The organism is Streptomyces sp. NPDC102406 (genome assembly GCF_044765725.1).
In the GTDB taxonomy this organism is placed as follows: domain Bacteria; phylum Actinomycetota; class Actinomycetes; order Streptomycetales; family Streptomycetaceae; genus Streptomyces.
The window spans coordinates 151,691-165,880 of sequence record NZ_JBIWKP010000007.1 but is presented as its reverse complement, the minus strand read 5'-3'; the positions used below and the strand labels follow the sequence as shown (position 1 = coordinate 165,880).

Sequence of the window (14,190 nt, the reverse complement as noted above, 5' to 3'; positions counted from 1 at the left end):
CCGTCCCCACCGGCCCCGGCCGACGGGGACGGGCGTTTTTCACACCCCCACGACCCCGTCCGCCCCTCACACCGCCGTCCGGAGGAACCCGTGCCAGAGCTGCCCGAAGTGGAGGTCGTCCGGCGCGGGCTCGCCCGCTGGGTGGCGCACCGGACCGTCGCCGACGCGGAGGTCCTGCACCCGCGCTCCGTACGCCGCCACATCGCGGGCGGCGACGACTTCGCGCAGCGGCTCAAGGGGCAGCGCATCGGGGAGCCGAGCCGACGCGGCAAGTACCTCTGGCTCCCGCTGGAGACCGCGCACCTGTCCGTGCTCGCCCACCTCGGCATGAGCGGCCAGCTCCTGGTCCAGCCGCACGACGCCCCGGACGAGAAGCACCTGCGCATCCGCGTCCGCTTCGCCGACGACCTCGGCACCGAACTGCGCTTCGTCGACCAGCGCACCTTCGGCGGCCTCTCACTGCACGAGACCGCCGCCGACAGCCCGGACGGCCTGCCCGACGTCATCGCGCACATCGCCCGCGACCCCCTGGACCCGCTCTTCGGCGACGCGGCCTTCCATGAGGCGCTGCGCCGCAGGCGCACCACCATCAAGCGCGCGCTGCTCGACCAGTCGCTCATCAGCGGCGTCGGCAACATCTACGCGGACGAGGCCCTGTGGCGCGCGAAGCTGCACTACGAGCGCCCCACCGCCACCCTCACGCGCCCCCGCACGGCCGAACTCCTCGGCCACGTACGGGACGTGATGAACGCGGCGCTCGCCGTCGGCGGCACCAGCTTCGACTCCCTCTACGTCAACGTGAACGGGGAGTCGGGCTACTTCGACCGGTCCCTGGACGCGTACGGACGCGAGGGCCTGCCGTGCCGGCGGTGCGCCACACCCATGCGCCGCAGGCCCTGGATGAACCGGTCGAGCTACTACTGCCCGCGCTGTCAGCGCCCCCCGCGCCCGGCGTCGTAGCGCTCACGCGCCGCCAGGACGTCGTCCATCCGCCCCTCCACGAAGCGGATGAGGCCCAGCAGGCGCTCGGCCACGTCCTGGCCGAGCGGCGTCAGCTCGTAGTCCACGCGCGGCGGGTTCGTCGGCTGGGCCTCACGGTGGACCAGGCCGTCGCGCTCCAGCGCGTGCAGTGTCTGGGACAGCATCTTCTCGCTCACCCCGTCGACGCGGCGGCGCAGCTCGTTGAAGCGCAACGAGCCCTCGTGCAGCGCCCCGAGCGTGAGCGCGCCCCAGCGGCCGGTGACATGCTCCAGCGTGCCGCGGGAGGGGCACGCCCTGGAGAACACGTCGTAGGCGAGGTCAGTGGAGTCCATACGCCGAGAATACTGCGCCCAGCGCAACCTGTCGGGGTGCGCTATCCGACAGTTAGCGCGTTAGGCGCGACGGCCGCGTGTGCGGCCCTGCCCGACGGTGACTCCTCAATGACTCCTCAAGGACTCAGAAGCCGAAGTCCTGCGTCCACCAAGGTCCGCCGGAGCCGAAGTGCACGCCCACGCCGAGCGTCTTGTAGTCGCAGTTGAGGATGTTCGCTTTGTGGCCGGGGCTGTTCATCCAGGCCTCCATCACGGACTGGGCGGTGGCCTGGCCGCGGGCTATGTTCTCGCCGCCGAGGTCCGATATTCCGGCCTTCTCGGCGCGGTCCCAGGGGGTCGCGCCGTCCGGGTCCGTGTGGTCGAAGAAGTCCCGCGCGGCCATGTCCTCGCTGAAGGCGGTCGCCAGCGAGGCGAGGCCGCTGTCGGCGGTGACCGGGGCGCAGCCGACCTTGGCGCGCTCCTGGTTGACGAGGCTCAGCACCTGCGCCGCGGGCGTGCCCCGCGGCGGCGTGGCGGGGGCTTCGGCGGTGGGCGCCTTCGTCTTCGCGGGAGCCGCGGTCGACGGGGCCGCGCTCTTGGTCGTACCGCCCCCACCGCCGCCACCGCCCGCGGAGGGCGTCCTGGACGGCGCCGGTTCCTTCGAGGGCTTCGCGGACGGCTTGGCCGACGCGGACGTGGCAGGGGAGACCGACGGAGTGGCGCGTGCGGTGTCGCGGCTCGCGGCCGACGGGGCGCGGCCCTCGACCGTGCCGTCGGTGCCGCCCTGCGCCTCGACGGCGGGAGAGTCGGCGGCCTGCACCTTGTTCCCGTCGTGATCGCCGCCGAGCTTGTAGGTGTCGAGGCCCGGGATCAGTCCGGAGGCCACCGCGACCGCGCCCATGGCGACAGCGGCGGAGACGCCGAGCAGCCCGGTGCGGACGGGGGCGGCGGCGCGCTTCTTGCGCCGGTGGGAGCGGGCGGCCGACTCCTGGGGCGCGCCGCCGGCCGGGGATACGGAGCCGTACAGGCCGGTCACGGTGGCGTCGTCCGCGTACCCGTGCTCGTACGTGTGTCCGTATGTGTACGGGTCGCGAGGGGACGGCCGCTGCGGGGGCTCGGCCGCGTACCGACCCGCCTGAACCGCGCCGTACGTCTGGTCGTACGTCTCGCCGTGGTCTCCGGCCTCTTCGGCGTACGTTCCCCCGGGACAGGTCTCCGTGGTGCCCGCGGCGCGGCCGGCGGCGGAGCGTCGGTGGCGTCCCATGTGTTGGCCTTCCTCGTCCTCGCGGTCGCGGTCGACAATGTGGCTCACCCGTACGGGTGAGGCTCATCGGTCCGCGACGGTACCGCACGACGCAAGGGGGTGAAGTGCCCCGAGTGCAATTGGCCGGTTAGCGTGCAGTCATGAACGAAGACGTACGGCTCACCGCCTGGGTGCGAGGACGCGTCCAACGTGTGGGTTTCCGTTGGTTCACCCGGGCGCGGGCCCTGGAGATCGGCGGCCTGAGTGGTTTTGCTCTCAATCTGGAGGACGGCCGCGTCCAAGTGGTCGCCGAGGGGCAGCGGCAGGCGTGCCAACAACTGCTCGACTGGCTCCACGGCAGCGACACACCCGGCCGCGTCGATGGCGTCACTGAGATCTGGGACACGCCCCGCGGCGGCTACGACGGGTTCGCCATCCGCTGAGCCGTCGCCGCGAAGGAGCCCGCGCGCCCCCGGAAAAGGGTCCCTCCCGGAGCGGTGCGGGGGAGAAACGCCCTGGTGGTTGCCAACGCGGGGCGCTCATGGCAGGCTCCTGCGGGACGGATGATCAGTACGCCCCCAGGGCCCCGAAGGACAGGCCGCGCCGCAGGATCCATGGCGCGAAGCACCGGGTTGCCCGCCAATACGGGGCGTGATCGTGTTGACCGTCAAACTTTTTGGTGAGACTCTGGAATTCCCGCGCACCGCAGTCGTTTGGCATGTGAGAACGGCAGCAGGACACAATAAGTGCCAAGCACCGCGGGTGCGATTCCCTCACAACCCACACCGCTTCGTCGGTCACTCAGTGTGGAGGACCATCCATCATGGCAAAGGCGCTTCTCGGTTACGTCGGCGGCAGCGACCCGCGACTCCTCGCCGAGATGCGACGGCTCCAGCAGCGCGTTCAGGACCTCGAATCCGAGCTCGGCAGGATTCAGGCCGAGAACGACGCGCTCGCGGCTGCCGCTTCTCACGACTCTCTCATGGAGAGCATCGACGTACCCCAGGCGGAGCCGGCGCTCACCTGATCACGCCCAGAGACGCGCGTGAGCAGGCTGTTCGTAACCAGCCGCTCTAGAGAAATCTGCAAGGGACGCTTCGGCGTCCCTTCTTTCTTTTTCCTCCCGTGCCCCGCGGCCGGTGCCCTCGCTCCCCTCCGCACGCCCCGGCTCTTTCTTAACGTCTGATGTGCCCTGCACCCTCCTCGGCGAAACCGTTGGTTCATGCAGTGAGACACGGGCGCCCGGTAGAGTCCGACGGCGTGCATCTCAAGGCTCTGACCCTGCGCGGGTTCAAATCGTTCGCCTCGGCCACCACGCTGCGGTTCGAGCCGGGCATCACCTGCGTCGTGGGCCCCAACGGTTCCGGCAAGTCCAATGTCGTGGACGCCCTGAGCTGGGTCATGGGGGAGCAGGGCGCCAAGTCGCTGCGCGGCGGCAAGATGGAGGACGTCATCTTCGCCGGCACCACCGGGCGCCCCCCGCTGGGACGGGCCGAGGTCTCGCTCACCATCGACAACTCCGACGGCGCGCTGCCCATCGAGTACGCCGAGGTCACCATCACGCGGATCATGTTCCGCAACGGCGGCAGCGAGTACCAGATCAACGGGGACACCTGCCGGCTGCTCGACATCCAGGACCTGCTGTCCGACTCCGGCATCGGGCGGGAGATGCACGTCATCGTCGGACAGGGGCAGCTCGACGGCGTCCTGCACGCCGATCCCATGGGGCGCCGCGCCTTCATCGAGGAGGCCGCGGGCGTCCTCAAGCACCGTAAGCGCAAGGAGAAGGCGCTGCGGAAGCTGGACGCGATGCGGGCCAACCTCGCCCGCGTCCAGGACCTGACCGACGAACTGCGGCGGCAGTTGAAGCCGCTGGGCAGACAGGCCGCCGTCGCCCGCCGGGCCGCTGTCATCCAGGCCGACCTGCGCGACGCCCGGCTGCGGCTCCTCGCCGACGACCTCGTACGGCTCCAGGAAGCGCTCAGCACGGAGATCGCCGACGAGGCCGCGCTGAAGCAGCGCAAGGAAGCGGCCGAGGAGGAGCTGAAGAAGGCGCTGCTGCGCGAGGGGCAGTTGGAGGACCAGGTGCGGCAGTTGACGCCCCGGCTCCAGCGGGCGCAGCAGAGCTGGTACGAACTGTCGCAGTTGGCCGAGCGGGTCCGCGGCACGATCTCGCTGGCCGACGCGCGGGTCAAGAGCGCCACCTCCGTCCCGGTCGAGGAGCGGCGCGGACGCGAGCCCGAGGATCTGGAGCGGGAGGCCGCCCGGGTGCGGGAGCAGGAGGCCGAGCTGGCCGCGGCGCTCGAAGCCGCCCAGGTCGCGCTCGACGAGACCGTCGCCCACCGGGCCGACCTGGAGCGGGAGTTGGCGGTCGAGGAGCGTCGCCTCAGGGACGTGGCCCGCGCGGTCGCCGATCGCAGGGAAGGTCTGGCCCGGCTCCGTGGCCAGGTCGACGCCGCCCGTTCGCGCGCCGCGTCCGCGCAGGCCGAGATCGGCCGGCTCGCCGCCGCCCGGGACGGGGCACAGCAGCGGGCCGAGGCCGCGCAGGAGGAGTACGAGCAGCTCAAGGCCGAGGTCGACGGGCTCGACGCCGGGGACGAGGAGCTCGCGACCCGGCTGGAGGACGCCAAGGCCGCGCTCGCCGATGCCGAGTCCGCCCTGACCTCCGCCCGCGAGGCGGCGACGTCCGCGGAGCGCAGACGGGCCGCGGTCGCCGCGCGGCACGAGGCGCTCGCACTGGGGCTGCGCAGGAAGGACGGCACGGGGGCGCTGCTCGGGGCGAGGGAGCGGCTGACCGGGGTCCTCGGGCCCGCCGCCGAACTGCTGTCGGTGGTGCCGGGGTTCGAGGTGCCGGTGGCGGCGGCGTTCGGCGCGGCGGCCGACGCGATCGCCGTGACCACGCCCGCCTCGGCCGCGGAAGCGATTCGCCTGCTGCGCAAACAGGACGCGGGGCGCGCCGCCCTGCTCCTGGCCGGGGACCCGGCGGGGACCTACGAGGGGCTGTCGCCGAGCAATGCGCGCGAAGAGGGGTCCTTGAGCACCCTGTCCGCCGCGACCCTGACCGGACACGCGCAGAACGACCCGCCTCCCGCCCACCCCCCGGCCGCCGACCTGGTCCGCGGCCCCGCCGAGCTGATGCCCGCCGTGCGGCACCTGCTGCGCGGCATCGTGGTCGTGGGGACGTTGGAGGACGCCGAGGACCTGGTGTACGCGCGGCCCGAGCTGACCGCGGTGACCGCCGAAGGGGATCTGCTCGGGGCGCACTTCGCGCAGGGCGGTTCCGCCGGGGCGCCCAGCCTCCTTGAGGTGCGGGCGTCCGTCGACGAGGCCGCCGCCGAGCTGGAGCGGCTGGCCGCGCAGTGCGAGGAGCTGGCCGAGGCGCAGCACGCGGCGGCCGAGCGGCGCAAGGAGTGCGCGGGGCTCGTCGAGGAGCTGGGGCAGCGGCAGCGCGCCATAGAGCGGGAGCGTTCGGGGCGTGCCAAGGAGCTCGGGCGGCTCGCCGGGCAGGCGCGCGGCGCCGTGGGGGAGGCCGAGCGCAGCGCCGCCGCGGCGGCCAAGGCGCAGGACGCGCTGGAGCAGGCGGCCATGGACGCCCAGGAGCTGGCCGAGCGGCTCGCGGTGGCGGAGGAGCAGGCCCCCTTCGGGGACGGCGGGGACGAGGAACCGGACACCTCCGTGCGGGACCGGCTCTCGGCCGACGGGGCCAACGCCCGCCAGACCGAGATGGAGGCCCGCCTCCAGGTGCGTACGCACGAGGAGCGGGTGAAGGGGCTCGCCGGACGCGCCGACTCGCTCGACCGGGCGGCCCGCGCCGAACGCGAGGCACGCGCGCGTGCCGAGCGACAGCGCGCCCGCCTGGCGCACGAGGCCGCGGTCGCCGGCGCGGTCGCGGCCGGCGCCCGCCAGCTCCTCGCGCACGTCGAGGTGTCCCTCGCCCGGGCCGACGAGGAGCGGACCCTGGCGGAGCGGGCCAAGGCCGAGCGGGAGCGGGACCTGGTCGCCGAGCGGGCCCGCGGTCGCGATCTGAAGGCAGAACTCGACAAGCTGACTGATTCAGTTCACCGAGGCGAGGTACTAGGAGCCGAGAAGCGGCTGCGCATCGAGCAGCTCGAGACCAAGGCTCTGGAGGAACTGGGTGTCGAACCGGCCGGGCTCGTCGCGGACTACGGTCCCGGTCAGCCTGTGCCGCCCTCGCTCCCCGCCGAGGGCGAGGAACTGCCGGAGGACCCGGAGCATCCGCGCAACAGGCCGCGGCCCTTCGTCCGTTCGGAGCAGGAGAAGCGACTCAAGTCCGCGGAGCGCGCGTACCAGCAGCTCGGGAAGGTCAACCCGCTGGCCCTGGAGGAGTTCGCGGCGCTGGAAGAGCGCCACAAATTCCTCAGTGAGCAGTTGGAGGACCTGAAGAAGACCCGCACGGACCTCCTTCAGGTGGTGAAGGAGGTGGACGAGCGGGTCGAGCAGGTTTTCACCGAGGCCTACCGCGACACCGCACGCGAGTTCGAGGGCGTTTTCAGCCGCTTGTTCCCAGGTGGTGAAGGACGGCTGATCCTGACCGATCCCGACAACATGCTCACCACGGGCGTGGATGTCGAGGCCCGCCCGCCGGGCAAGAAGGTCAAGCGCCTGAGCCTGCTCTCGGGCGGCGAGCGGTCGCTGACGGCAGTGGCCCTGCTGGTCTCCATCTTCAAGGCGCGGCCCAGCCCGTTCTACGTGATGGACGAGGTGGAGGCCGCTCTCGACGACACGAATCTCCAGCGCCTCATCCGCATCATGCAGGAGTTGCAGGAAGCCTCGCAGCTCATCGTGATCACGCACCAGAAGCGGACGATGGAGGTGGCCGACGCACTGTACGGAGTCTCCATGCAGGGCGACGGGGTGTCGAAGGTGATCAGCCAGCGGCTGCGCTAGCCCCGCAGCACCGCAGCACCGGACACCCCTCCCGGGGTGACACTTCGGCAGCGGATAGCAGACTTCAATACTTGAACTCAAGGCGCCACGCCTATGCCTGAAAACTCACATCGATCGAAGTCTTGACTTCGTTACTTGAAGGCATAGTCTCTGCAACGTTGCTTTTACCTTCAGGTGGTGGGCGGCGTGCAGTTGTGCGCCACTGGAAGGGCTCGCCCCCACCCCCGGCAGCGAGGCCGGTGGCCCGAGGAGTACACGTGACCAGCACTGAGGCACCTTCGTCAGGAGCCAGGAACGCCCAGCCCGATCATCTCGGGCACGTCATCTTCATCACGGCGGCAGCCGCGATGGGCGGTTTCCTGTTCGGCTACGACAGCTCCGTGATCAACGGCGCGACCGTCGCCATCCAGCACAAGTTCGATGTCAGCGCCGACACCCTGGGCTGGATCATCGCGTCCGCGCTGCTCGGCTGCGCCGTCGGTGCCGCCATCGCCGGACGGATCGCCGACCGCATCGGTCGTATCCGCTGTATGCAGATCGCCGCCTTCCTCTTCGCGATCAGCGCCATCGGCTCCTCCCTGCCGTTCGCGGCCTGGGACCTGACGATGTGGCGTGTCATCGGCGGCCTCGGCATCGGCATGGCGTCGGTGATCGGCCCGGCCTACATCGCCGAGGTGGCCCCGCCCGCGTACCGCGGCCGGCTCGCCTCGTTCCAGCAGGCCGCCATCGTCATCGGCATCGCGATCTCCCAGCTCGTCAACTGGGGCATCCTCAACATGGCCGACGGCGACCAGCGCGGAAAGCTCGGCGGCCTCGAAGCCTGGCAGTGGATGCTCGGCGTCATGGTCATCCCGGCCCTGCTCTACGGCCTGCTCTCCTTCGCGATCCCCGAGTCGCCCCGCTTCCTGATCTCCGTCGGACGCAAGGACCAGGCCGCGAAGGTCCTCAGCGAGGTGGAGGGCGACGGCGTCGACGTCGACGCCCGTATCCACGAGATCGAAGTGGGTATGCACCGCGAGGACAAGTCGTCCTTCAAGGACCTGCTCGGTGGCAAGTTCGGCTTCCTGCCGATCGTCTGGATCGGCATCTTCCTGTCGATCTTCCAGCAGCTCGTCGGCATCAACGTCATCTTCTACTACTCGAACCAGCTCTGGCAGTCCATCGGCAAGGACCCCTCCAGCTCGTTCCTGTACTCGTTCGAGACGTCGATCGTGAACATCATCGGTACGGTCATCGCGATGGTCTTCGTCGACCGCATCGGCCGCAAGCCGCTCGCGATCATCGGCTCCACCGGTATGGCGCTCGCCCTGTTCACCTGCGCCTGGGCCTTCTCCTACCGGACCGGCACCGGTGACAACGTCTCCCTGCCGAACGCGCAGGGCCTGACCGCGATCATCGCCGCCAACGCCTTCGTGCTCTTCTTCGCCCTGTCCTGGGGCGTGGTGGTCTGGGTGCTGCTCGGCGAGATCTTCCCCAACCGGATCCGCGCCGCGGCGCTCGGTGTGGCGGCCTCGGCCCAGTGGCTGGCCAACTTCGCCATCACCAAGACCTTCCCGAGCATGTCGGAGTGGAGCCTGACCGGCTCGTACATCATCTACGGCGCCTTCGCCGCGATCTCCATCCCGTTCGTCATGAAGTTCGTGAAGGAGACCAAGGGCAAGGCCCTGGAGGAGATGGGCTGACCCCGGCCCCTCCCCGCGAGACCCGGGGAGATGGATCAAGTCCCCGCTGCCATCTCCCCGTTCACGTCACTGCCCCGGCTCACCGACCTGTGACAGGTCCTTGAGCCGGGGCAGTACGTTTTCGCAGAACAGGCGCAGACCGCGCCACCCCTCCTCGATGGGCATACCGCCCGACAGCGGGTGCAGGACGTAGGAGTCGAGGCCCAGAGCCAGGCACGCGTCGGGCGTGAGGATGCGGTAGACGCCCTCGGCGCGCAGCTCGTCCACCGTCGTCGCCGCCGACTTCACGGCGGACCGGATGTCCGCGGACTGCCAGGAGGCGTAGGTCCGCGCCTCGTGCAGGAAGTGCTTCCCGTACGCGGCCCAGGCGCGGTCGGGGTCCTCGGACAGGTGCAGCAGCGGCGTGGTCCGCGCGGGCATCATGGTCCAGCCCTCGGTGCCGTACTCGGCGAGCCGCTCCTTGTAGTACAGGTCGAGGTCCGGCAGATGCGCGCTCGGGAAGAACGGCAGTCCGAGCCGGGCCGCCCGGCGCGCCGCCGCCCGCGAGGAACCACCGACCAGGAGCAGCGGATGCGGCTGGGTGAGCGGGCGCGGAGTGACCCGCACCTGACGCCCGCGGAAGGTGAACTCCTCGCCCGACCAGGCAGCGAGCAGCGTTTCGAGCAGCTCGTCCTGGAGCTTGCCGCGCCGCTTCCACTCCACGTCGAACTGCGCGTACTCCTGTGGCCGGTAACCGATCCCGGCCACGGTCACCAGCCGGCCGCCACTGAGCAGATCCAGTACGGCGATGTCCTCGGCGAGGCGGAGCGGATCGTGCAGCGGGCCGATGATCGCGGAGACGGTGACCGCGATGCGGTGCGTGGCCCCGAAGACGGCGCCCGCGAAGGTGAACGGCGAGGGCAGCCAGTTGTTGTCGGCCCCGTGGTGCTCCTCGGTCTGCACCGTGTCGACGCCCCGCTCATCGGCGTACGCCGCCATCTCCACCGCCGCCCGGTAGCGGGCGCTCAGCGACTCGGGGGTACCGGCCGGGTCGACCAGATTGAACCGTACGACGGAGACGGGCATCGAAAAAGTCCCCCTTCACGCGGGCTCGGGCTCGTGTGAAGGGGGACGGTAGCTGACGAGGCGTCAGACAGCCAGGGCGGCGGCCTTCTCGCTCTCGTCCGCAGCCGTGGTGGTGTCGGCGGGCTTGGGCAGAGCCAGGTACAGCAGGCCCGAGACGACGATGGTGACGACCCAGCCGAGGCCGTAGCGGCCGAGGAAGTTGTTCGTGGCGAGCGGCCCGGTGAACCAGTCCGACGACGTGAACAGCAGCCCCGCGACGAGGCCGACGGCCCAGGCGGCGACGGCCGCGGGGGAGAAGCCGCCCTTGTACCAGTACGCGCTGGTGCGGCCGGTGTCGAGCAGGGCGGCGCCGTCGTAGTGCTTGCGCGTGAACATGTCCGCGCCGAAGACGCCGACCCAGGCCGAGAAGGCGACGGCGAGGAGCGAGAGGAAGGCGATGAACGACCCCATGAAGCTCGTCGCCACCAGCATCAGGACACCGCCGAAGACCAGCGAGATCAGCGCGTTCACCGAGACGGCCCAGTGGCGCGGGACCTTGAAGCCGAGCGTCTGCGCCGTGAAGCCCGCCGAGTACATCGACATGGCGTTGATCAGCAACATGCCGACCAGGGCGATCAGCAGATACGGCACCGCGATCCACATGGGCAGGATCTCGCCGAGGAAGGAGACCGGGTCGGCGGCCGACGCCAGGTCCGGCGTGGACACCGCCATGACGGCACCCATCAGGACCATGGGGAGTACGACGATGCCGGCGCCGCCGATCGAGTTGCGGACGATCGCCTTGGAGGAGGCGGTGCGCGGCAGGTAGCGGGTGAAGTCGGGCGAGGCCGGGATCCAGCTCACACCACCGGCGGCGATCAGTCCGATGCCCGCCACCATCAGGGACGTCTGACCCGCGGGCCGGTCGAAGACCTCCGACCAGTCGGTGTCGACGATGAGGAAGACCAGCACCAGGGCGGTGAAGAGGCCGAAGAGGTAGGTCGCGTACTTGTTGCACTTCTGCACGGCATTGATGCCGAGGCCCGAGATCGCGAACGTGGCGACCACGAAGACCAGCAGCGTGACGATGACCAGGACGTCGTTCTGCTTGATCCCGAACAGGATGTCCAGGACGGTGAGCACGGCGTACGCGCCCGTCACCGCGTTGATCGTCTCCCAGCCCCAGCGCGCCACCCAGATCAGCGAGCCGGGCAGCAGATTGCCGCGCTGGCCGAAGACCGCGCGGGACAGCGCCATGCCGGGGGCGCCGCCGCGTTTGCCCGCGATGCCGATGAGGCCGACCAGCCCGTACGACACGACGGGCGCCGCGATCGCGACGACGACGGCCTGCCAGAAGTTGAGTTTGTACGCCACGACGAGGCTCGCGCCCATCGTGAGCAGCAGCACGCTGATGTTGGCCGCGACCCACGTCGGGAACAGCTCGCGGGTCTTGGCGGTGCGCTCCGCGTCGGGGACGGGCTCGATGCCGCGCGTCTCCAGGGCGCCTTCGGATTCGGCGGTCTTGCTCATGCGGTGGGGTTCCGTGCCTCTGTGGGGTGGGGCGGGGGAGGAGGGATCGCGTGTGGGGTGGGGAGATTGCGATGGACTCTACGCGCGTTGATGCGACCTCTACCATCGTAGTTTAGTCCGAGTAATGCCTTCTGGAGACCTTTGTCCTTTGGAGGAAGGCACAGGAGCGGCCCCGGCGGAGCCTCATGACTGATACTGGACGCGTTATGGACATCGTCATCCTTGCTGTAGTCATCGCCGTGGTCGTGATCGGCGCGCTCGGCGGGCTCGTGGTCGGCAGCCGCAAGAAGAAGCAGTTGCCGCCCCCGCTGCCCTCGGCGCCCGACATCACCGCCGCCCCGCCCACCGAGCCGCACGTCGGCGACGAGGCCGAGACGCCGCGCGACGAAGCGCGGCGCACGATCGAGGAGGTCGACCTCCCGGTCGCCGAACCGGTCACCGAAGAGGAGCCGCCGGCGCCCGCGGCCCCCGAGGTCGAGGTGCCGGAGCCGACCGCCGGCCGCCTGGTGCGGCTGCGCACCCGGCTGTCCCGGTCGCAGAACGCGCTCGGCAAGGGGCTGCTCACGCTTCTGTCCCGCGAGCACCTCGACGAGGACACCTGGGAGGAGATCGAGGACACGCTGCTCACCGCCGATGTCGGCGTGCAGCCCACCCAGGAGCTGGTCGAGCGGCTGCGCGAGCGCGTACGGGTGCTCGGCACACGCACCCCGGAGGAGCTGCGCGCCCTGCTGCGCGAGGAGCTTCTCGCGCTGCTCGTCCCCGAGTTCGACCGCACCGTGAAGACGGAGGGGGTCGCCGGCGGCCAGACGCCGGGCATCGTGATGGTCGTCGGGGTCAACGGCACCGGCAAGACCACCACGACCGGCAAGCTCGCGCGCGTGCTCGTCGCCGACGGCAAGAACGTCCTGCTCGGCGCCGCGGACACCTTCCGCGCCGCCGCCGCCGACCAGTTGCAGACGTGGGGCGAGCGGGTCGGCGCCCGTACCGTGCGCGGGCCCGAGGGCGGCGACCCGGCGTCGATCGCCTTCGACGCCGTCAAGGAGGGCATCGCGGCGGGTGCGGACGTCGTGCTCATCGACACCGCGGGCCGGCTGCACACCAAGACCGGCCTGATGGACGAGCTCGGCAAGGTCAAGCGCGTCGTGGAGAAGCACGCGCCGCTCGACGAGGTCCTGCTGGTGCTCGACGCGACGACGGGGCAGAACGGGCTGGTCCAGGCCCGCGTGTTCGCCGAGGTCGTCGACATCACCGGCATCGTGCTGACCAAGCTGGACGGTACGGCCAAGGGCGGCATCGTCGTGGCCGTACAGCGTGAGCTGGGCGTGCCGGTGAAGCTGATCGGTCTCGGCGAGGGGCCGGACGATCTGGCGCCGTTCGAGCCCGAGGCGTTCGTCGACGCGCTGATCGGGGAGTAGCCGGTCCTCACGCGCGGGCGCCTGGGTGGCTGAGCGCTCGGGCGCTCGGGCGCTCGGGCGCTCGGGCGCGAAGAAGGTGCGGGGAGTCTCGAAGCCGGTCGAACCGGCTCGAAGACTCCCCGCATCTTTTGTGTGCGGTCCCTGTGGGGCTACGCGCAGGGCGAGCGGTGGGCGACGTAGGCCAGGGTCCCCAGCAGCAGCCGCGCCTGCGGCGGCTGCGTCGCCGTGTCCAGGGCGGGCGCGCGCAGCCAGATGGCCGGGCCGAGCCCCGCGCGGTCGGAGGGCGGGGCCGTGACGTACGAGCCCGGGCCGAGCGCGTGCAGGTCCAGGGTCGCGTCGTCCCAGCCCGTGCGGTAGAGCAGGGTGGGGAGCTGCACCGCGGCGCCAGGAGCCACGAAGAAGTGGGCGCGGCCCTCGGGGGTGGCGATCACCGGGCCGAGCGGCAGGCCCATCCGCTCCAGCCGGATCAGGGCGCGACGGCCCGCCGGCTCCGGGACGGAGATGATGTCGAAGGCGCGGCCGACCGGGAGCAGCACGGAGGCGCCGGGGAACCGGCCCCAGGCCTCGGTCACCTCGTCGAGCGTGGCGCCCGCGGGTACCACCGCCGCCGGGTCGAGAGGGTGGGCACCGGGCGCCGGGCAGTCCGCCTTGCCGCAGGAGCACTCCGGTCCCGCGGCACGCGCGCCGGGCACCACGTCCCAGCCCCACAGGCCGGTGAACTCCGCCACCGTGGTGCAGTCCGAAGCCCGCCCTGTGGTGCGGCCCCGGCGACGTGTCCCGGAACGGATCTCGCGAATGCCGCCGATCGTGAAGCCCATGCCCCCTCCAACGGGTCCTGCGCGCCGGTGGTCACGCGACGGAATCGGATCGTGACCCAGTGTGCTCGTTCCCCTCGACAGCGGCGGCGCCGCATCGCGTGGGGGGTGGTGCGCGCGGCGTCACGCGCCCCGGCGCGCACCGCTTCGCCTACTTCCGGCTGTCCTATGTCAAGTGAATCGCGTGTGGGGGCCCCTGAGTTCATTCGAAGGGGTGGCGAATGGTGGCGTTTCCAGGTTCGCCCTCGCCGGAGGGGTGAT

11 protein-coding genes are annotated in these 14,190 nt (G+C 71.0%); 6 read left to right on the top strand and 5 right to left on the bottom strand.

Annotated elements, in window-relative coordinates; all coding sequences use genetic code 11:
* The first annotated feature begins 90 nt into the window (after positions 1 to 90).
* Positions 91 to 960 carry a bifunctional DNA-formamidopyrimidine glycosylase/DNA-(apurinic or apyrimidinic site) lyase gene (mutM, locus tag ACIRF8_RS26640; RefSeq protein WP_404218495.1) on the top strand — a complete coding sequence of 290 codons (870 nt, stop codon included), beginning with the start codon at positions 91 to 93 and terminating at the stop codon, positions 958 to 960.
* Here mutM and ACIRF8_RS26635 read toward each other — a convergent pair.
* Positions 933 to 1,313 (bottom strand): winged helix-turn-helix transcriptional regulator, encoded by a 381-nt coding sequence (locus ACIRF8_RS26635; protein WP_404218493.1) that lies wholly within the window; start codon positions 1,311 to 1,313, stop codon positions 933 to 935. The two genes, mutM and ACIRF8_RS26635, sit on opposite strands and share 28 nt — an antisense overlap.
* Positions 1,314 to 1,437: 124 nt before the next feature.
* Positions 1,438 to 2,556, bottom strand: coding sequence for a CAP domain-containing protein (locus ACIRF8_RS26630; protein ID WP_404218491.1), 1,119 nt, complete (start codon positions 2,554 to 2,556; stop codon positions 1,438 to 1,440).
* Positions 2,557 to 2,696: 140 nt separating this feature from the next.
* Here ACIRF8_RS26630 and ACIRF8_RS26625 point away from each other — a divergent pair, with 140 nt between their 5' ends.
* The 4 genes from ACIRF8_RS26625 to ACIRF8_RS26610 all read left to right on the top strand — a co-directional run bounded on the left by ACIRF8_RS26625 (position 2,697) and on the right by ACIRF8_RS26610 (position 9,125).
* On the top strand, positions 2,697 to 2,978 hold the full coding sequence (locus tag ACIRF8_RS26625) for an acylphosphatase (RefSeq protein WP_404218489.1): 282 nt from the start codon (positions 2,697 to 2,699) through the stop codon (positions 2,976 to 2,978).
* A gap of 380 nt (positions 2,979 to 3,358) precedes the next feature.
* Positions 3,359 to 3,562, top strand: a complete 204-nt coding sequence (locus tag ACIRF8_RS26620; RefSeq protein ID WP_404218486.1) for a hypothetical protein — start codon at positions 3,359 to 3,361, stop codon at positions 3,560 to 3,562.
* Between the two features lie 233 nt (positions 3,563 to 3,795).
* Positions 3,796 to 7,443, top strand: a complete 3,648-nt coding sequence (gene smc / locus ACIRF8_RS26615) for a chromosome segregation protein SMC (RefSeq protein WP_404218484.1) — start codon at positions 3,796 to 3,798, stop codon at positions 7,441 to 7,443.
* A gap of 257 nt (positions 7,444 to 7,700) precedes the next feature.
* Entirely contained in the window at positions 7,701 to 9,125 is a 1,425-nt protein-coding gene (locus ACIRF8_RS26610; RefSeq protein WP_404218482.1) for a sugar porter family MFS transporter, read from the top strand.
* Positions 9,126 to 9,191: 66 nt separating this feature from the next.
* Here the strand turns inward: ACIRF8_RS26610 and ACIRF8_RS26605 are convergent, their stop codons facing one another.
* Together ACIRF8_RS26605 and ACIRF8_RS26600 are read right to left on the bottom strand one after the other, a co-directional pair.
* Positions 9,192 to 10,190, bottom strand: coding sequence for an LLM class flavin-dependent oxidoreductase (locus ACIRF8_RS26605; protein ID WP_404218479.1), 999 nt, complete (start codon positions 10,188 to 10,190; stop codon positions 9,192 to 9,194).
* Positions 10,191 to 10,253: 63 nt separating this feature from the next.
* Positions 10,254 to 11,699, bottom strand: a complete 1,446-nt coding sequence (locus ACIRF8_RS26600; RefSeq protein WP_404218477.1) for a cytosine permease — start codon at positions 11,697 to 11,699, stop codon at positions 10,254 to 10,256.
* A gap of 206 nt (positions 11,700 to 11,905) precedes the next feature.
* On the opposite strand from ACIRF8_RS26600, the gene ftsY reads away from it, so the two are divergent.
* Positions 11,906 to 13,114, top strand: coding sequence for a signal recognition particle-docking protein FtsY (ftsY, locus tag ACIRF8_RS26595; protein ID WP_404218475.1), 1,209 nt, complete (start codon positions 11,906 to 11,908; stop codon positions 13,112 to 13,114).
* Between the two features lie 149 nt (positions 13,115 to 13,263).
* Here ftsY and ACIRF8_RS26590 read toward each other — a convergent pair whose 3' ends face one another.
* Positions 13,264 to 13,932, bottom strand: coding sequence for a bifunctional DNA primase/polymerase (locus tag ACIRF8_RS26590; protein WP_404218473.1), 669 nt, complete (start codon positions 13,930 to 13,932; stop codon positions 13,264 to 13,266).
* Positions 13,933 to 14,190: the final 258 nt, after the last annotated feature.

Bases quoted from the DNA above. Each gene is read 5' to 3' on its own strand.
- ACIRF8_RS26620 (WP_404218486.1), top strand. From the start codon at position 3,359: ATGGCAAAGGCGCTTCTCGGTTACGTCGGCGGCAGCGACCCGCGACTC.
- ACIRF8_RS26590 (WP_404218473.1), bottom strand. From the start codon at position 13,932: ATGGGCTTCACGATCGGCGGCATTCGCGAGATCCGTTCCGGGACACGT.
- ACIRF8_RS26625 (WP_404218489.1), top strand. From the start codon at position 2,697: ATGAACGAAGACGTACGGCTCACCGCCTGGGTGCGAGGACGCGTCCAA.
- ACIRF8_RS26605 (WP_404218479.1), bottom strand. From the start codon at position 10,190: ATGCCCGTCTCCGTCGTACGGTTCAATCTGGTCGACCCGGCCGGTACC.
- ACIRF8_RS26630 (WP_404218491.1), bottom strand. From the start codon at position 2,556: ATGGGACGCCACCGACGCTCCGCCGCCGGCCGCGCCGCGGGCACCACG.
- ACIRF8_RS26635 (WP_404218493.1), bottom strand. From the start codon at position 1,313: ATGGACTCCACTGACCTCGCCTACGACGTGTTCTCCAGGGCGTGCCCC.
- ACIRF8_RS26600 (WP_404218477.1), bottom strand. From the start codon at position 11,699: ATGAGCAAGACCGCCGAATCCGAAGGCGCCCTGGAGACGCGCGGCATC.
- ftsY (WP_404218475.1), top strand. From the start codon at position 11,906: ATGGACATCGTCATCCTTGCTGTAGTCATCGCCGTGGTCGTGATCGGC.